The sequence below is a fragment of the Amycolatopsis sp. NPDC004169 genome (assembly GCF_040610315.1).
Classification (GTDB): domain Bacteria; phylum Actinomycetota; class Actinomycetes; order Mycobacteriales; family Pseudonocardiaceae; genus Amycolatopsis.
Genome location: NZ_JBEXMD010000001.1, coordinates 213658 through 230018, shown reverse-complemented (window position 1 = coordinate 230018; position 16361 = coordinate 213658). Strand labels below are relative to the sequence as shown.

General features: G+C 71.6%; 19 protein-coding genes. 11 read left to right on the top strand and 8 right to left on the bottom strand.

The genetic code is table 11. The annotated features are described in order from the left end of the window. Window positions 1-49 precede the first annotated feature (49 nt). Entirely contained in the window at window positions 50-982 is a 933-nt protein-coding gene (locus ABZX11_RS01120; RefSeq protein ID WP_354908721.1) for an ATP-binding cassette domain-containing protein, read from the top strand. Continuing rightward, window positions 979-1722, top strand: coding sequence for an ABC transporter permease (locus ABZX11_RS01115; RefSeq protein ID WP_176173824.1), 744 nt, complete (start codon window positions 979-981; stop codon window positions 1720-1722). Before ABZX11_RS01120 ends, ABZX11_RS01115 begins: the two co-directional genes overlap by 4 nt. On the opposite strand, the gene ABZX11_RS01110 is transcribed toward ABZX11_RS01115, so the two are convergent. Further along, complete coding sequence (locus ABZX11_RS01110; protein WP_354908719.1) at window positions 1706-4804, bottom strand: BTAD domain-containing putative transcriptional regulator; 3099 nt, start codon at window positions 4802-4804, stop codon at window positions 1706-1708. The genes ABZX11_RS01115 and ABZX11_RS01110 overlap by 17 nt on opposite strands. A 99-nt stretch (window positions 4805-4903) precedes the next feature. On the opposite strand from ABZX11_RS01110, the gene ABZX11_RS01105 reads away from it, so the two are divergent. Together ABZX11_RS01105 and lipB are read left to right on the top strand one after the other, a co-directional pair. Next, on the top strand, window positions 4904-6124 hold the full coding sequence (locus ABZX11_RS01105; protein WP_354908717.1) for a cytochrome P450: 1221 nt from the start codon (window positions 4904-4906) through the stop codon (window positions 6122-6124). A 9-nt stretch (window positions 6125-6133) separates the two neighbouring features. Beyond that, window positions 6134-6757: a lipoyl(octanoyl) transferase LipB gene (gene lipB / locus ABZX11_RS01100; protein ID WP_354908714.1), complete on the top strand. Its 624-nt coding sequence runs from the start codon at window positions 6134-6136 to the stop codon at window positions 6755-6757. Here the strand turns inward: lipB and ABZX11_RS01095 are convergent. From ABZX11_RS01095 to ABZX11_RS01085, 3 genes are read right to left on the bottom strand one after another with little or no spacing between them, the layout of a single operon-like run. Beyond that, on the bottom strand, window positions 6741-8132 hold the full coding sequence (locus ABZX11_RS01095) for an alpha/beta fold hydrolase (RefSeq protein WP_354908712.1): 1392 nt from the start codon (window positions 8130-8132) through the stop codon (window positions 6741-6743). The two genes, lipB and ABZX11_RS01095, sit on opposite strands and share 17 nt — an antisense overlap. A gap of 44 nt (window positions 8133-8176) precedes the next feature. Beyond that, window positions 8177-8815 carry a pyridoxal 5'-phosphate synthase gene (locus tag ABZX11_RS01090; protein WP_354908710.1) on the bottom strand — a complete coding sequence of 213 codons (639 nt, stop codon included), beginning with the start codon at window positions 8813-8815 and terminating at the stop codon, window positions 8177-8179. 1 nt (window position 8816) lies between these two features. Continuing rightward, entirely contained in the window at window positions 8817-9449 is a 633-nt protein-coding gene (locus ABZX11_RS01085) for a hypothetical protein (protein ID WP_354908708.1), read from the bottom strand. 69 nt (window positions 9450-9518) lie between these two features. Here ABZX11_RS01085 and ABZX11_RS01080 point away from each other — a divergent pair, with 69 nt between their 5' ends. Both ABZX11_RS01080 and ABZX11_RS01075 read left to right on the top strand, forming a co-directional pair. After that, a complete protein-coding gene (locus ABZX11_RS01080) occupies window positions 9519-10049 on the top strand; it encodes a DUF2020 domain-containing protein (protein WP_354908705.1) in 531 nt (176 codons plus the stop codon). A 146-nt stretch (window positions 10050-10195) separates the two neighbouring features. Further along, window positions 10196-10648 (top strand): hypothetical protein, encoded by a 453-nt coding sequence (locus tag ABZX11_RS01075; protein ID WP_176173818.1) that lies wholly within the window; start codon window positions 10196-10198, stop codon window positions 10646-10648. A gap of 64 nt (window positions 10649-10712) precedes the next feature. On the opposite strand, the gene ABZX11_RS01070 is transcribed toward ABZX11_RS01075, so the two are convergent. Beyond that, window positions 10713-11249 (bottom strand): hypothetical protein, encoded by a 537-nt coding sequence (locus ABZX11_RS01070; protein WP_176173817.1) that lies wholly within the window; start codon window positions 11247-11249, stop codon window positions 10713-10715. Window positions 11250-11339: 90 nt separating this feature from the next. Here ABZX11_RS01070 and ABZX11_RS01065 point away from each other — a divergent pair, with 90 nt between their 5' ends. Next, the gene (locus ABZX11_RS01065) at window positions 11340-11858 is read left to right on the top strand and encodes a peptidylprolyl isomerase (RefSeq protein ID WP_176173816.1); all 519 of its coding nucleotides are present in this window, start codon (window positions 11340-11342) and stop codon (window positions 11856-11858) included. A 38-nt stretch (window positions 11859-11896) separates the two neighbouring features. Next, window positions 11897-12856 (top strand): rhomboid family intramembrane serine protease, encoded by a 960-nt coding sequence (locus ABZX11_RS01060; protein ID WP_176173815.1) that lies wholly within the window; start codon window positions 11897-11899, stop codon window positions 12854-12856. On the opposite strand, the gene ABZX11_RS01055 is transcribed toward ABZX11_RS01060, so the two are convergent. Both ABZX11_RS01055 and crgA read right to left on the bottom strand, forming a co-directional pair. Continuing rightward, complete coding sequence (locus ABZX11_RS01055; protein ID WP_354908701.1) at window positions 12853-13266, bottom strand: PH domain-containing protein; 414 nt, start codon at window positions 13264-13266, stop codon at window positions 12853-12855. The genes ABZX11_RS01060 and ABZX11_RS01055 overlap by 4 nt on opposite strands. A gap of 70 nt (window positions 13267-13336) precedes the next feature. After that, window positions 13337-13603, bottom strand: a complete 267-nt coding sequence (gene crgA / locus ABZX11_RS01050; protein ID WP_176173814.1) for a cell division protein CrgA — start codon at window positions 13601-13603, stop codon at window positions 13337-13339. Between the two features lie 243 nt (window positions 13604-13846). Here crgA and ABZX11_RS01045 point away from each other — a divergent pair, with 243 nt between their 5' ends. From ABZX11_RS01045 to ABZX11_RS01035, 3 genes are read left to right on the top strand one after another with little or no spacing between them, the layout of a single operon-like run. Then, window positions 13847-14857 (top strand): class E sortase, encoded by a 1011-nt coding sequence (locus ABZX11_RS01045; protein ID WP_176178029.1) that lies wholly within the window; start codon window positions 13847-13849, stop codon window positions 14855-14857. Then, a complete protein-coding gene (locus ABZX11_RS01040; protein ID WP_176173813.1) occupies window positions 14857-15012 on the top strand; it encodes a hypothetical protein in 156 nt (51 codons plus the stop codon). The genes ABZX11_RS01045 and ABZX11_RS01040 overlap by 1 nt, the downstream gene beginning before the upstream one ends. Continuing rightward, window positions 14985-15998: an LLM class flavin-dependent oxidoreductase gene (locus ABZX11_RS01035; RefSeq protein WP_354908698.1), complete on the top strand. Its 1014-nt coding sequence runs from the start codon at window positions 14985-14987 to the stop codon at window positions 15996-15998. Before ABZX11_RS01040 ends, ABZX11_RS01035 begins: the two co-directional genes overlap by 28 nt. Here ABZX11_RS01035 and ABZX11_RS01030 read toward each other — a convergent pair. Further along, window positions 15967-16359, bottom strand: a complete 393-nt coding sequence (locus ABZX11_RS01030; protein ID WP_176173812.1) for an SCO5389 family protein — start codon at window positions 16357-16359, stop codon at window positions 15967-15969. The genes ABZX11_RS01035 and ABZX11_RS01030 overlap by 32 nt on opposite strands. Window positions 16360-16361 lie beyond the last annotated feature (2 nt).

Below are 16361 nucleotides of genomic sequence, written 5' to 3'. Positions count from 1 at the left end.
TCAGGTCCGTGTCAGGTCGGTGTCAGGCCGTCCTTCGACAGTGGTTCCCATGACAGACCTGGCGATCACGGCCTCCGGACTGCGGAAGGCCTACCAAGACAAAACCGTCCTCGACGGCGTTGACCTCGAAGTCGAAGCCGGCACCATCTTCTCGCTGCTCGGCCCGAACGGCGCCGGCAAGACCACCACCGTCAACGTCCTCACCACCCTCGCCAAGGCCGACGCCAGCACCATCCGCGTCGCCGGGTTCGACGTCGCCTCCGAAGCCAAGGCCGTTCGGGCCGCCATCGGGGTCACCGGGCAGTTCGCCGCCGTCGACGAGTTGCTGACCGGGCGGGAAAACCTGCAGCTGATGGTCGATCTCAGCCGGGGTGCCGGCCGGCGGACCGTCACCGAACTGCTCGAACGCTTCGAGCTCACCGAGGCGGCGCACAAACCCGCGTCGACCTACTCCGGGGGCATGCGGCGCAAGCTCGACCTCGCCATGACCCTCGTCGGCCGCCCGCGGATCATCTTCCTCGACGAGCCGACCACCGGGCTGGATCCGCGCAGCCGGCGGACGATGTGGGCCACCATTCGCGAGCTCGTCGCCGACGGCGTCACCATCTTCCTCACCACCCAGTACCTCGAGGAAGCCGACCAGCTCGCCGACCGCATCGCCGTGCTCGACCAAGGCCGGCTGGTGGCCGAGGGCACCGCCGACGAGCTGAAGCGCCGGATTCCCGGCACCCACGTCCGGCTCCGGTTTGCCACCGCCGCCGAGCTCGACGCCGCCGCGCGCGTGCTCACCGACGGCGCCCGGGACGACGAAGCGCTGGCTCTGCGCGTGCCCAGCGATGGCGGCACCAAATCCCTGCGTTCCCTCCTCGACCGGCTCGACGAGTACGCGCTCAGCGCCGACGAGCTGTCCGTCCACACCCCTGATCTCGACGACGTCTTCCTCGCCCTGACGGGCCACGCCACGGAGGTTCCCGCGAAATGAAGTCCCACTCGACCGTGATGCTGCGCCGCAACTTCAAGCACATCGCCCGGAACCCGATGTCGGTGTTCAACGCGATCCTGATGCCGGTCGTCATCATGCTGATGTTCGTCTACATGTTCGGCGACGCGTTCAACGTCGGTGTGGACTACGTCGACTACGCCACGCCGGGCCTGATCCTGCTGGCCGTCTGCTACGGGCTCGGCGCCACCGCGATCGCGGTGAACTCCGACATGACCAAGGGCATCATCAACCGCTTCAAGGTCATGGACGTCTCGCGCGGCGCGGTGCTGACCGGGCACGTCGCCGCCAGCGTGCTGACCAACCTGGTCGCCATCGCCGCCCTGCTCGGCGTCGCCTTCCTGCTCGGCTTCAGCCCCGCCGCGGGCTTCCTCGGCTGGCTCGGCGCGCTCGGCGTCGTCGTGCTGCTCGGGTTCGCGACCGCCTGGCTGACCGTCGCGCTGGGCCTGGCCGCCAAATCGCCGGAGACGGCGGGCATGGCGTCCGTGCCGCTGGTCATGCTCCCGTTCTTCAGCAGCGCGATCGTGCCCGCGGACAAGATGGGCCCCGGCCTCAAGCAGTTCGCCGAGTACCAGCCCTTCACGCCGATCATCGAAACCCTGCGAGGGCTGCTCAACGGGACGCCGGCCACCGGCACCCTGCTCGCCGCACTCGGCTGGTGCGCCGGGATCGCCGTCGTCGGCTACCTGTGGGCGTCGTCGACCTTCAAGAAGCGAGCGTGACCGCGGCCAGTTCCGGCCAGCTCGCCGCCGCCCCCGCCCGCGTCGCCTCGGTGAACCCCTCGTCACCGAGGCGACGCCGGGCGCTTTCCTCGATCCGGGCGACGTCCGGGTGCGACCGGTCCGGCAGGCCGCGGACACCCGTGCTCGCCCCGAGCAGCCGCGCGGCCTGTTCGTCCTGCCCGCTGCGCTGGGCCAGGTCCGCGAGTCCGACGAGCACCAGCGCGATCGTGAGCGGGTGCCCCGTCTCCGAAGCGGCTTCGAACGCCGTCGCGCGGTGCTTCCGGGCTTCCTCGATGTTCTCGGCGAGGTAGCCGAGCAGGTCGTGGGCGAGCGCCTGGACGTTCGCGCGCCGGGCGTCGTCGCCCATCAGCGCCGTCGCGACGTCGAGCTGGCGGCGGGACTCGGCGGTGTCGCCGCGCCAGCGGGCCAGTTCCGCCCTGGTCAGCGCCAGCTCGGCCAGCGCGTTCGGCCAGGCCACGCGTTCGGCGGCCCGCTGCGCCCCGGCCAACGCGGCCGCGCTCGCCGGTTCGTCGCCCAGCAGCCAGTACAGCTGGGCCTGCCGCGAGCGCATCCGGACGACGTCCTCGATGGCGCCGACCTCGGTCACCACCTCGACGGCCTGCTCGTAGTACCCGCACGCTTCGGCGAACTCCCCGCGCACGGCGATGCGGTCCGCCAGCTCGGTCAGCGCGAACGACGTGCCCCACCGCTCGCCGAGCGCGCGGAACTCGGCGACCGCCGTCTCGAGGAGCGCGTCGGCGGCCTGGTCGCCGTGGCCGAACTGGATGCGCATCTTGCCCAGCTGCAACCGGGCCACCGCGCGGACCCACGGGTCCTCGTCGGCGAGCAGCGGTTCGAACGCCGACAGCGCCGCGTCCGGTCCGTGCAGCAGGCGTTCCAGCGCACCGGCGAAGCGCAACGCCAGCCGCGGGCGGTCGACGCGCAGGCTGATCTCGTGCGCCCGGCGGATCCAGTCCTCGGCCCGGTACTCGTCGCTCTGCTGCCCGGACGTCACGAACTGCACGACGAACGTGTAGACGACCCCGCGGATTTCGTCCGGCACTTCGCCGGGCAGGGCCGTGGCCGCCATGACCAGCTCGTTGCCCTCCGCGCGGTGCCCGGCGAGCCACCAGTACCAGCCGGCGGTCGCCGCGAGCCGCATCGCTTCGGCGGCTTCGCCTGCCGCGAGGGCGCCCCGCATCGCCGCGGCGATGTTGTCGTGCTCCGCCTCCAGCGTGGCGAGCCACTCCAGCTGCTCGGCGCGACGCAGGTGCGGCTCGGCGGTCTCGGTGAGCTCGGTGAAGTACGCGAGGTGGGCGCGCCGGGCGACGTCCTCTTCGCCCGCCTCAGCGAGCCGCTGCTGGGCGTACTCCTTGATGGTCCCGAGCATGCGGTAGCGCTCGCCGACGATGACGAGCAGCGACTTCTCGGTCAGCGCGGTCAGCAGGTCGAGCACGTCGTCGTCGCCGCACACCCGCTCGGCCGCTTCGAGGCTCGCCCCGCCCGAGAACACCGAAAGCCGGCGCAGCACGACGCGTTCGGCGTCGGAGAGCAGCTCCCAGCTCCAGTCGATCACCGCGCGCAGGGTCCGGTGCCGCGGGAGCGCGGTCCGGCTGCCACCGGTGAGCAGGCGGAACCGGTCGTCGAGCCGGTGCGCGAGCTGGTCGAGCGACATCGTGCGCAGGCGGGCCGCGGCGAGCTCGATGGCCAGCGGCATCCCGTCCAGCGCGCGGCAGACGCGGGCCAGGGTGCGCGCGTCCGCCGTGAGGTCCTTGCGCACCGCGCCGGCCCGGTCCCGCAGCAGCCGGACGGCCGGAGCGGCCTCGATTTCGGCCGGGTCGGCGTCCTCCGCGGGCAGGACCAGGGGCGCGACCTGCCACAGCGCCTCCCCGGTGATGCCGAGCGGTTCCCGGCTCGTAGCGAGGATCCGCAGCCGGCGGCACTCTCCGAGCACGCGGTGCGCGAACGCCGCCGCGGACTCGATGACGTGCTCGCAGTTGTCCAGGACCAGCAGCATCGACCGCTCGCGCAGGGCGGCGATGACCCGGTCCGTCGGCTCGGCGTCCGGTGCCTCACCGACGAGGGAATCCCGCAGCTTGAGCGCGCCGAGCGTCGCCTGGGCGACGTCGTCGCCCGCCCCGATCCCGGCCAGCTCGACCAGCCACGCGCCGTCCGGGAAGTCGCCGAGCAGTGTCCGCGCGGTTTCCGCGGCCTGCCGGGTCTTCCCCGAGCCGCCCGGCCCGATCAGGGTGGTGAGCCGGTGTTCGGCGACGAGCTCCCGGACCGCGGCGACGTCGGCGTCCTTGCCGACGAAGCTGGTCAGCTCGGCCCGCAGGTTGGTCTTCCGGCTCTCCTCGCGCCGTCCCAGCTCGCCGCGCAGCAGCGCGACGTGCACCTCGGACAGCTCCGGCGACGGATCGACGCCGAAGGAGTCGGCCAGGGTTTCCCGCGTGCGCTCGTACACGAGCAGCGCCTCGGTGTCGCGGCCGGTCGCGACGAGGGCGCGCATCAGCGCCGCGACGAGCCGCTCCCGCATCGGGTGCGCGGCGACCAGGTCGGTCAGCTCGGTGACCAGTTCCGCGCCGTGGCCGTGCCGGACTTCGGCGTCGAACCGGTCCTCGAGCGCGGCCAGGCGCAGGCCTTCGAGCCGGGTGACCGCGGCGGAGAACGCCGCGCTTTCCGGCAGCTCGACGTCCTGCATGGCCGGACCGCGCCAAAGGGTGAGGGCCTCGCGCAGCCGCCGCGGGTCGTCGTCCGCGCGCGCCTGGCCGACGAGCCGCTCGAACCGCACGGCGTCGACGTCGTCGGGCGCCACCACCAGCCGGTAGCCGGTCGGCCGACCGTCGACCGCGCCATCGGGCAGGGCCTTCCGCAGCCGGGAAACCAGGCGCTGCAACGCGTTCGGCGCTTCGGCGGGCGGCTGCTCACCCCAGATCCAGTCGACGAGCGTCGACTTCGGGACCACCTGGCCCGGCTCGAGCGCGAGGGCGACCAGCAGCCCCCGCAGGCGGGCACCCGGCACCTCGGCGAGCGCGCCGTCGTCCGTGCGCACTTCGAAGGGCCCCAGGATCCCGATCTGCACGCGGCCGATCTTGCCACGGACGGCGGTGTCCGAGGCGTGTCAGGCCCGTGTCAGCCCCCTCGGCGAACGTCATCGGCACACCCCACGAAAGGAAACCCGATGAGCCAGGTCGACGTCCCGCACGGACTCCCGATGGACCGCGACGCCGGGCCCTTCGACCCGCCGAGCGCGCTCACCCGGCTGCGCGACACCCGCCCGGTCAGCCCGCTGGTGTTCCCGGACGGCCACGAAGGCTGGCTCGTCACCGGCTACGAAGAGGTCCGGCAGATGATGGCCGACACGCGGTTCAGCTCCCGGCTGGACCTCGACGTCATCCACGTGCCGTACGAGACGGGCATGCCGGCCGCCACCGAGCCGTCCCCGCAGCTGCCGGGGATGTTCATCGCGATGGACCCGCCGGACCACGGCCGGCTGCGCCGCAAGCTCACCGGCGCCTTCACCGTGAAGCGGATGAAGCAGCTGGAGGAGCGCATCGCCGACGTCGTCGAGCGGCAGCTGGACCACCTCGCGCAGCTGGCCCCGCCGGTCGACCTGGTCAAGGAGTTCGCGCTCCCGGTGCCGTCGCTGGTGATCTGCGAGCTGCTCGGCGTGCCCTACGCGGACCGCGCCACCTTCCAGGCCAACTCGGCGCAGTTCATGCTCCGGGAGCAGACGCTCGAGGAGAAGATGGGCGCGTACATCGCGCTGAACACGTACCTGACCGAGCTGGTGACGAGCAAGCGCGCCGAGCCGGGCGAGGACATCCTGTCCGACCTGGCCCGCCACGACGACCTGACCGTCGAAGAACTGACCGGCGCGGCGTTCCTGCTGCTCCTCGCCGGCCACGAGACGACGGCCAACATGCTGTCACTGGGCACCTTCGCGCTGCTGGAGCACCCGGACCAGCGCGCCGAGCTGGCCGCCGACGCGGAACTGCTGCCGGGCGCCGTGGAGGAGATGCTGCGCTACCTGTCGGTGGCGGACATCTTCTTCCGCTACGCGACGGAAGACCTCGAGCTCGGCGGCGAAGTGATCCCGAAGGGCTCGACCGTGGTGGTCTCGCTGCTGGCCGCCAACCACGACCCCCGCCGCTTCGAGAACCCGGACACGCTGGACATCCGCCGCAACGCCCGTGGCCTGCTGTCCTTCGGCCACGGCGTGCACCAGTGCCTGGGCCAGCAGCTGGCCCGTATCGAGATGCGCGCGGGGTTCGAGGGCCTGCTGCGCCGGTTCCCGACGCTGGCACTGGCTGTCCCGGCCGAGGAGGTGAAGCTGCGCACGGACATGAACATCTACGGCGTCCACGAGCTGCCGGTCACCTGGATCGAACCCGCGGCGTAGCGTGGAAACGTGGGCTGGCCGATCAAGCGGGTGGACCTCGGTGAGGTCGCGTACCACCAGGCTCTCGCGGACATGAGCAATTGGGTGCAGGAGCGTCAGCAGGGCCTGGCCGAAGACCGCCTCTTCCTGCTGAGCCACCCGCCGATCGTCACCTACGGGCCGCGCACCCGGCCCGAGGACCTGCCCACCGACCTCCCGGCCGTCCCGGCCGACCGCGGTGGGTTCGCGACCTACCACGGGCCGGGACAGCTCGTCGTCGACGTCAAGGCCCGCGGGCCCGTCGACATCGTGCGGTGGCTGGAAACCGGTCTGGTGGCGGCTTTGGAGCAGCTCGGTTTCCCCGCCGTCCGGCGGGACACGCCGGCGGGGTCGTCCAGCCTCGCCGGGGTCTGGACGCCGGACCACCGCAAGGTCGCTTCGATCGGCCTGCGGATCCGCCGGGGCGTGACCAGCCACGGCTTCGCGCTCAACGTCGACCCGGACATGGCGGCCTTCCGCCACTTCACCGCCTGCGGCCTCGCCGACGTCACCATGGTGTCCCTCGCCGAGCTCGCCGCCGAGCAGCGGCGGGAGACACCGTCCGACGCCGGCGTGCGGGACGCCGTCTTCGCCGCCCTTACCGCAGGAAGCTGATCACTGCGTCCCGGCCCGCGTGGCCGCGCTCGCGGTTCTGGATCGAGTGCGACTCGCCCGGCACGATCACCAGCCGGCCCTGCGGGGCCAGCGTCGCTTCCGAACGCGCCCACTCCAACGGCGTCGACAGGTCCCGATCGCCGTTCAGCAGCAGCACCGGCACGTTCGGCAGCGGCCCGGCCGGGTTCGACGCCGGACGTTCCGCCGGCCACGGCAAGCAGCTCTGGATGAACCCCTGCTGCGTGGCCACGCCGGTCGTGTACGGCCAGGTCGCCGACTCCGGGAGCGCGTGGGACGCCAGCGACAGCAACGGCCGACGCAGGGCCAGTGGTGTCGCCGCGGTGCCCCACGGGAAGCGGCCGTCCGCGCAGAGCGTGGCCGCGTGGAGGCCCGCGCTGAACGCGGCCGGGTCGTCGCCGCCGGACTTGTACGCCTCCAGGAGACCGTCCAGCCGGGCCGGGGCGCCGCCACGGGCCTCGTGCAGGGCGCCGATGACGTCGCCCGCCGCCGGGTCGCGGTACGAAGGATCCGAGAACTCGTAGGACACGATCGTGTCGAAGATGCGGACGCCGTCCGCCGTGCCGCGGTGGCGGACCAGCCAGGCCAGGTCCTCGGCCGGGTCGTAGCCGCAGGCCGGGGCCACCGCGCACGCCGCGCGCAGCACCCTGGCCTCCGCCGTCAGGCCCGTCAGGTAGAGCGACGCCGACGCGGAAGCGTGGTGCGGCAGCACGGAATCGAGGATCACCTTGCTGACGTGGTCCGGGTGCGCGATCGCGTACCGCGCCGCCGTGAACGAGCCGTACGAGACGCCGTCGACGACCAGCTTCGGCACGCCCAGCGCCTGCCGGAGCTGGTCGAAGTCCGCCACGCTCTGGTCGGTCGAGTACAGCGGGGCCGTGTCGCCGAGGATGTGCGCGCACTCCTGCACCGCGGCGGCCGACGGTGTCGCGATGTCCGAACTGCCCATCTCCGCCTGCAGGCCGGGGCACTGCAACGCCCCTGACGGGCCGGTACCGCGCTGGTCGAGCATGACGATCCGGTAGTCCCGCGCGACCTCCGGCAACCGCTGCGTCGCGATCCGCGTGATGGTCCGGACGCCGCCCTGGCCCGGGCCGCCGGTGAGGAACAGCAGGACGCCCTTGGGCGCGTCCACGTTGTCCGCGGTCGCCACGGCCAGGTCGAGCGTGCCCGGCACGCGGCCGGTGCGGTCGAGCGGGACGGTCAGGGTCGAGCAGGTGAAGCCCGGCTGGCCCGGGCACGGGTGCGGATCCGCCAGCTCCGGTCGTCCCCCAGGACGCGCGTCGGCCGTGGCCACCCCGCCGAGTGCGGCAGTCAGCGCCAGGACCAGCCCGGCGGTCAGGATCTTCGAGCGCATGCCTGCATCATGCGCACACACGGGACGCCCGCGCATACCCCCGATCAGGGCCAGAGGCGATCGCGGGCCCAGCCCTCGCCCGACTTCCGGTACCGCAGGCGGACGTGCCGCCGGTCGTGGCTCGCCTGCCAGAACTCGACCTCGTCCGGGTCGACGAAGTACCGCGTCCAGGTTTCCGGGGCCACGTCCGGGTTCTCCGCGACCCAGCGCTCCGCCTCCGCGGCCGCCGCGTCGAGGTCGGCCGGGTCGTGCAACACCTGCGACTGGTGGCCGATGAACGCCTCGACGCGGGACGCCGGCGGCCGGGCGAGGAAGTCCGCCGCCGACACCTCGGGTGCGGCGGGGGAGACCGGGCCGCGCAGCCGGACCTGGCGGCCGCGGCCGGGCCAGAAGAACGTCAGCGCGGCCCGCGGGTCCTTGCGCAGCTGCAGGCCCTTCGGGCTTTCCGAGCTGGTCGCGACGGCCCAGCCGGCGGGTCCGACGTCCTTGAGGATCACCACGCGCGCGTCCGGCGCGCCGTCGGGATCCACTGTGGACAGTGTGACGGCGTGCGGGGCCAGCACGTGCTCGCCCGCCTCGGTCAGCCACTCGAGGAACAACGCCTGCGGGTCCGGAGGTGCCGTTTCCGGCGTGAACACCGGGAGTTCTTCGGGGAACGACGGCCAGCCGCGCAACTGCACCATGTCAGTAACCGTACGGACCCTGCTGGGGCTGGTGCCCCGGCGGTGGGTAGACCGGCGGCTGCGGGCCGCCCGGGCCGACGACCGGCGGCGGTGGCACCTGCGGCATCGGCGGCTGGGATTGCTGCTGCTGCCACTGCACCTGCTGGTAGACCTCCACCGGCTGCGGGAAGCAGTACGTCAGCTTGGCGTTGACCGAACCCTGGACCGCGGCGCCCCAGAACTTGCCGCCGACGAACGCGTACATCTGGCCGGCCGAGAGGTCCACCGCGACCATCCGCGTCTCGCCGCCGAACTGGTTGCCTGACTTCGCCGACGCGGCCTGCGCGGCATCGGGGTACACGCGGCCGCCGACGAGCCCGGCGATGACCACCGAAGCCGCCGTCCAGCCCATGGTGCCGACCAGGTTCGCGCGGGCGTGCTGCGTGGCGCGGCCGGTGAAGTCGTACAGCGCGGCGGCAGTCACCTCGGGCACGGCGGCGGCGACCACGCAGTAGTTCATCGTCGAGAGCAGGACCGACTCGGTGAACAGCCCGACGACGGCCGTGGCCGGGCCGATCTGCACGGTGTTCAGCCGCCCGCCGGCCCGCTGGATGCGCTCGGCCATCGCGCCGAGGTACTGCTCCGGTGTGAGCACGCGGCCATGGTCTCACGGCGACGTCAGCCAGCGGTTTCCACACACGCTTCGTGGTTCACTGTCCCCGCTATGCGACGACTCGTACTTCTCGCGCCCGCCGTGGCCCTGCTGACCGGCTGCAGCGCCACCATCGTGACCGGCACCGCGACGCCCAGCCCGCCGTCGGCGTCCACCGCAGCGGGTCCCGGCAGCCTGCCACCGGACCCCCAGCCGGGCGCGACGGAGGACTGCCCGTACCTCGACAGCGAGTTCGTGGCCGAGTCGAACGGCCAGCACGTCTCGAAGGTGCGCGTGTCCGCCGACCAGCCGCACCCTGCGTGCTTCTTCTATCGCCCGGACGGGAAGGTCCAGCTCACCGTCCGTGTCTACGTCGGGGACGCCAAGACGGCGACGGCGCTGGTCAACAAGGCGGCGCCGGTCGACTCGTCGAACCCGGCCAGCGACCCGTCCGGCTGGAAGGGGGGCTATTTGTCGTCCGACGACGGTGCCGTCTACGCGGTCGCGAAGGGCGGCACGGCGGTCATCGCGACCACGAACCAGAAGCAGAGCGTCAAAGCACGCACAGTGGTCAAGAAGGCTATCGCTGCCCTTAAGCTCTAGGTAGCGACCTCCACACGGGTGAGTGATGTTGATCTTGTATTACCCTGTGCGTCACGCGCAGGCTTCGTGGACTCGCGCACCGCAGCCACCGGGGACCCCCACCCCGGGGCGGGGCACCAACTCTGCAAGGACAAAGGACAAGATTCGTGGCTGACACCCTCAAGGAAATCCTGCTCGACTCCAGCCGTCGCCCGGCTGTCGTTTCCGACTTCGAGACCCTCGTGGACGCCGAGGTCTCGGACAAGGGCGGCGTTTCGGGTGCCGTCGTCAAGACCGGCTTCGCCGCGGTCAAGAAGATCAAGCCGGGCATCATCCCCTCGGCCGTCGACACGCTGCTGCCGGACTTCGCCTCCGCGCTCGAGCCCTTCTACGGTGACTACCGCGCCAAGGGCGGCAACGACTTCGGCGCCTACCTGTCCAGCCGCTCGGACGAGGCCTCCGACGCGCTGCTGAGCGTCACCGACTCGCGCGCGGAGAAGAGCAGCCGCGACAGCATCAAGAAGGTCTACTCGAAGCTGCGCCCGAACGGCAAGAAGAACGTCGAGGAGGCGCTGCCGCGTCTCGGCCAGCTGATCGACAAGCACGCCGCTGCCGTCTGATCGGTTTTCGAGCACGACTGAAGAGGCCCCCGGCTGCACCCCCGGGGGCCTCTTCGCGTCGTGATCAGTTCTTCTTTTCGGCGGGCGCCGAGGACGGCGCCTTGCCGTTCGCCTGCGGGGCCGGCTTCGCCGCTTCGGCGGGCTTCGGCGCAGGCGGGGTGGCCTTCGGCGGCGCCGGGGCGACCGGCGGCTCCTGCTTCGACCGCAGTGCGTATGCGGCGCCCGCGCCGACCACGACCAGGCCCAGCAGCCACGGCCACTTGCGCCGGCTGCGAGTGCCCTTGGCGGCCGACTTGGCCTCGGACAGAGCGGCGTAGAAGTCCTTCTTCGCCGCCTTGAAGTCCTTCTTGCCGCGGCGCTTCGACTCGCCGGCCGCCTTCGCGGCCTTGATGGCGGCCTTCTTCGCCTTGCGACCCGGCTTGCGCAGCTCGGACAGGCGCGCGAGCGCCTCCTGGCGAGCGGCCTTCGAGCTCTTCTTGAGCTCCTTGCGGGTCAGTTCCGTCTTCTTCGCGAGCTTCTTCTGCGCGCGCCGCCCCTGCTTGACACCCTCGGTGACGAGTTTGTCGGCGGTCTCGACGGCCTGGGCTGTCGCCCGGGACATGGGCTTCACCTCATCATTCGTTTTGGCACTGCTCTGTTACCCGTAACCTATCGTGCCCCTTTTCCGCGCCGCCCGCCCGCAGATGGCACGATGGCTTCCGTGAAAGCTACGCTGCACACCAATCAGGGTGACATCCACCTCAACCTGCTCCCGGACCACGCGCCCAAGACGGTCGCGAACTTCGTCGGGCTGGCGGAAGGCACCAAGGAGTACACCCAGCCGAACGCGGCGGGGACGAACTCCGGGCCCTTCTACGACGGGTCGATCTTCCACCGGGTCATCGACGGCTTCATGCTGCAGGGTGGCGACCCGACCGGCACCGGTCGCGGCGGCCCCGGCTACAAGTTCGGCGACGAGTTCCACCCGGAACTGCAGTTCAGCAAGCCGTACCTGCTGGCCATGGCCAACGCCGGGCCCGGCACGAACGGCTCGCAGTTCTTCATCACCGTCGCGCCGACCACCCACCTGAACTTCCGCCACACGATCTTCGGCGAGGTGGCCGACCAGGAGTCGCGCAACGTCGTCGACGCGATCGCCCGGACGGCGACCGGTCCGGCGGACCGCCCGCTGACCGACATCGTGATCGAAAAGGTCAGCATCGAGCACTGACGGTTTCTTCGCGGCGGTTTCGGTAGGTTGGTGACATCGTGAACCAACCGCCGAACCCCGCCGCCGAACAAGCCGCGCTGCCCGGGTGCTGGTGGCACCCCAACCGCCCGACCGGGCTGAGCTGTTCCCGGTGCGGGCGTCCGGCGTGCCCGGATTGCCTCCGCGAAGCCCCCGTCGGCTTCCAGTGCACCGACTGCGTGCACAGCGGCACCCAGCAGCAGCGCCGTCAGCACCGCGAGTACCAGGACGCCGGGTTCGGCCAGCGCACCGTCTTCGGCGCGCGGCTCTCGCAGTCGGTGCTCGTCACCCAGGTCATCCTCGCGGTGAACGTCCTGGTCTTCCTGGCCACGGTGGCCCAGGCGAAGAGCCTCAACGACAACGAGCTGTCATCGCTCTTCCAGTACGGCGCTCTCTACGGCGACGCGACCATGGGCCACGGCGAGTGGTGGCGCGTGCTGACCAACGGGTTCCTGCACTACGGGCCGATCCACATCGCGGTCAACATGTTCTCGCTGTGGATGATGGGCCGGGCCCTCGAGCAGGTGACCGGCCGAGGCCGCTACCTCGCGCTCTACTTCGTCTCCATGCTCGGCGCGTCCACCGCGGTACTGCTGTTCGGCGACCCCACCGGCTTCCCGGGCACGGCGGGCGCGTCCGGCGCGCTGTTCGGCCTGATGGGCGCCTACGGCGTCACCGTGCTGAAGCTGCGCCTGAACCCCACCGGCCTGATCATCACGCTCGCGCTGAACGCGTTCATCACCTTCGGCATCCCGGGCATCTCGATCTGGGGGCACCTCGGCGGGCTGGTGACCGGCGCGCTCGTCACCGTCGCGCTGCTCTATGCGCCGCAGGTCAAGCAGGCGCGGTGGCAGGCCATCGGGGTCGGGATCATCGTCGTCGCGCTGCTCGGCCTGCTGGCCTACCGCGGTGCCCAGGCCGCGCCGACGACCTGCGACTTCGTCCAGTACCGCGAGGGCCTCTACTACACCTGCCGTTAGCTGCGCAGGGTGCTGAGGACGTCGAGGACGTCCCGCGGGTCCTCGCCGAGGTCGAGCCACCCGAAGACGTACAGCTGCTCCTCGTGCTCGACCTCGAGGGTGACGCCGTCACGGCCCATGCGCCGGGTGGTGCGCAGCCGGGTGCGCGTCTGCGCCCACGGCAGCCGGTGCGTGCCGCCCAGCGTGCGGGCCACCAGGCCCTCGGCGTCGGCGGCCAGCCGGGGCCGGACGAGGGTGGCGTGCCCGGCGAACGCACCGACGGCGACGGCCGCCAGCGCGAACAGCACCAGCCCGCCGCGGTCGCCGGTCAGCGCGTCGGTCACCACGCCGGCCAGCAGCAACGCGGTGACCGCCCAGGCCGATACCACAACGGCCGGCCGGGGTGCCCAGGAGGTGGGGTAGTTATCCACAGGGGTTATCCACACTGGGGATGAGTCACACCGCTGTAATTCGACGTCAAGCGGCCGATCGGAGTAATTGTCAGCGCCAGCGCATCGTCATGAGCAGACCCGCGATCATCAGCGCGAACCCGCCGGCGAAGTTCCAGTTGCCCAGGTCGGCCATCCAGGAGATCTTGTCCCCGGCGATGTAGTTGACCAGCAGCCAGACCAGGCCGAGGATCATCAGCCCGAACATGGGGATCTTCCAGGCCAGGCCGGTGGGGCCGGCGGCACGCACCTTCACCGGCGTGCGCCGGTCGGCAGGCGGGGTGTACGCGGTCTTCTTGCGGACCTTGGACTTGGGCATCGTGTGTTCCTCGCGGTGCTCTTCGGGCTCGTCTGGTGGCGATGTCCCGCTGAGGGTGCGCAACCAGCGCCACGTGCACACGTTAACGTAAACGACCGCAGGAAAGCAGCGGCCGGGAGTGGTCGGATTTCCCGTACCGTGACGTCGGGGTCACCAAGTGTTGGACGCGGCTTGAGAGGAGCTTGCGTGACTACGCGCGAAGGGCCGGATGACGACCGGCGCAGATACCCCGGTCAGCGGCCTGTGCCCCCGCGTCGGCCCGGCCCGCCCCCGGGTGGTCAGCTGCCGCCGCGCGGCCCGCAGGGCCAGCCGCCCCGGCGGCCGCAGGGCCCGCCTTCGCGCCGCTACACCAGCCCGCCCCCGCCGCCGGGCGCCAACGACGAGACCATCGTCTTCGCCCCGGTCGGGAAGGGCGGCACGGCGACCAAGGAGAAGCCCGCCGCGGCCCCGCTCGGCAAGGGCGGCGTCGCGATCCGGACGGCCGGCGAAATCCTCATCACGCTGGGCCTGGTCGTGCTGCTGTTCATGGTCTACGAGCTGTACGTGACCGACCTGTTCTCGGCGGGCAAGCAGTCCGAAGCGAGCGACCAGCTCGACGGCGAGTGGGCGCACGACCGCACGCTGCACCCCGAGCTGGTCGACGGCAAGGCGTTCGCCCGCATCCACATCCCCAGCTTCGGCGTCGACTACAACTTCACGATCCAGGAGGGCACCGACGACAAGGCCCTCGAAGTCGGCCCCGGCCACTACAAGGGCACGGCCCTGCCCGGCGAGCCCGGCAACTTCGCCGTGGCCGGCCACCGCGTCGGCAAGGGCGCCCCGTTCAACGACCTGGACAACCTCTCCTCCTGTGACCAGATCGTGATCGAGACCTCCACCGACTTCTACATCTACAAGGTCCTGCCCTACGACGACGAGATGAAGGACTGGGCGGGCGGCAAGGGCGCCGACCCCAAGTGCAAGGGCGTCTCCACCCTGCGTGACACGAACGCCGAGGACGGCGGCGCCTACAGCGAGACGTTCGGCCGCAAGGTCGTGCTGCCCAGCCAGGGCACGGCGGTGAACCCGGTCCCGTACAAGGACGCCGACACGCTCCCGAAGGCCCAGCAGGCGGCCCTGCTCACGCTCACGACGTGCCACCCCCAGTTCAGCGCCCGCGAGCGGCTCATCATCACCTCGGTGCTGACCCAGCAGGTGCCGAAGAACCAGGTCAAGGACTACGGCGACCTGCTGTCGAAGATCGGGGAGGCCTGATGTACGCCTGGATCTGGCGCAAGCTCCCCGGCCCGTTCGCGGCGAAGCTGACGATCGCGGTGGTGCTGGCCATCGGCGTGGTCGCGCTGCTGATGTTCGTGGTGTTCCCCTGGCTGGAGCCGCGGCTGTGGTTCAACGAGGTCGCGGTCAACTGAGGTTCGGCGTCTTCCTGGTCAGCGGCCGCTTCCCCGGCCAGCGGGACGGCGACGTCCTCCGCCGGTCGGTCCGCGCCGCCGAGCTGGCCGAAGAAGCCGGGTTCGACGACGTCTGGTTCGCCGAACACCACTTCATGCCCTACGGCGTCTGCCCCTCCGCCATCACCCTCGCCGGGCACGTGCTCGGGCGGACCTCGCGGATCGGTGTCGGGACCGCCGTCAGCGTCCTGTCGACCACGCACCCGGTCGCCCTCGCCGAACAGTGGGCGGTCCTCGACGCCGTTTCCGGCGGGCGGCTGCGGCTTGGCGTCGGCCGCGGTGGGCCGTGGCGGGACCTCGAGGTCTTCGGGACCGGGCTGGACCGGTACGAGCGCGGCTTCGAGGAGACCCTCGACGTCTTCCTGCGCGCCACCACCGGCCGCGTCGAGGCCCGCGGGCGGCACTTCGCCTTCCGGGAAGTGCCCGTCGTCCCGGGCCCCGAACGGCGGCCGGACGTCGTCGTGGCCTGTGGCGGGCCGGAGTCGGACGCCGTCCGGCAGGCCGCCGCACGAGACCTCCCGCTCCTGCTGGGCCTGCACGCCGACGACGAGGAAAAGGCGCGCACTGTCGCGGCCTACGGGAAGCCCGCCGACCACGTCTCGACCGTGCTCTGCCAAGTCGGTGACGCCGACGTCGTCCGGCGCGCGCTCCCGGCGTGGCTGGCGGACGGGCTCGGCGCCCACGTCACGGTCGACGGCAGGCCCGGGCCGCGGAAGGACCCGGGGGAGTACACCGAACGGCTCTGCGCGATCCACCCGGTCGGCGACGCCGGCCACTGCGTCCGGACGCTGGAAACGAGCCTCCGGCGCACCGGCGTCTCCCACGTGCTGATGTTCGTGGAAGCGTCGGGTACGCCGGAGGGCACGTTCGAGAACATCGCGCGGATCGGCACCGAGGTGCTGCCCGCGCTGCGGGCTAGCAGTCCCGCAGTTCCGGGCTCTGGTTGAGCAGCTGGCCGCGCGGCGAGACGAACGCGCGGTAGCGGTCGCCGCCGACTTCCGACTGGCGGAACACGGCGACCCGGTGGCAGTTCTGGAAGGCCAGCTTGACGCCGAAGTGCCGCTCGAGGCCGCCGCGGATCGCGTCGGAGGCCAGTGCGCGCAGCAGCTGCCCGCGGGCGGCCTCGCTCGGCGGCGGCGTTTCGTTGTCGGCGAAGCCGTCCGCCGCACCCTCGGCGTCGGCGATGACGCCGGTGATGACCTCCCAGGCGTACGGCAGGGATTCCTTGACGCAGGTGACGAACTCGGCGTCGGTGACCTCCCCGCGCTCGGCCTTCTCCAGCAGCGCGGGTGACACGTCCAGGGACATCG

Coding starts and splice junctions, on each gene's coding strand:
- ABZX11_RS01120 (WP_354908721.1), top strand. CDS start 50: ATGACAGACCTGGCGATCACGGCCTCCGGACTGCGGAAGGCCTACCAA.
- ABZX11_RS01115 (WP_176173824.1), top strand. CDS start 979: ATGAAGTCCCACTCGACCGTGATGCTGCGCCGCAACTTCAAGCACATC.
- ABZX11_RS01105 (WP_354908717.1), top strand. CDS start 4,904: ATGAGCCAGGTCGACGTCCCGCACGGACTCCCGATGGACCGCGACGCC.
- ABZX11_RS01095 (WP_354908712.1), bottom strand. CDS start 8,132: ATGCGCTCGAAGATCCTGACCGCCGGGCTGGTCCTGGCGCTGACTGCC.
- ABZX11_RS01090 (WP_354908710.1), bottom strand. CDS start 8,815: ATGGTGCAGTTGCGCGGCTGGCCGTCGTTCCCCGAAGAACTCCCGGTG.
- ABZX11_RS01080 (WP_354908705.1), top strand. CDS start 9,519: ATGCGACGACTCGTACTTCTCGCGCCCGCCGTGGCCCTGCTGACCGGC.
- ABZX11_RS01070 (WP_176173817.1), bottom strand. CDS start 11,249: ATGTCCCGGGCGACAGCCCAGGCCGTCGAGACCGCCGACAAACTCGTC.
- ABZX11_RS01065 (WP_176173816.1), top strand. CDS start 11,340: ATGGCTTCCGTGAAAGCTACGCTGCACACCAATCAGGGTGACATCCAC.
- crgA (WP_176173814.1), bottom strand. CDS start 13,603: ATGCCCAAGTCCAAGGTCCGCAAGAAGACCGCGTACACCCCGCCTGCC.
- ABZX11_RS01040 (WP_176173813.1), top strand. CDS start 14,857: ATGTACGCCTGGATCTGGCGCAAGCTCCCCGGCCCGTTCGCGGCGAAG.
- ABZX11_RS01030 (WP_176173812.1), bottom strand. CDS start 16,359: ATGTCCCTGGACGTGTCACCCGCGCTGCTGGAGAAGGCCGAGCGCGGG.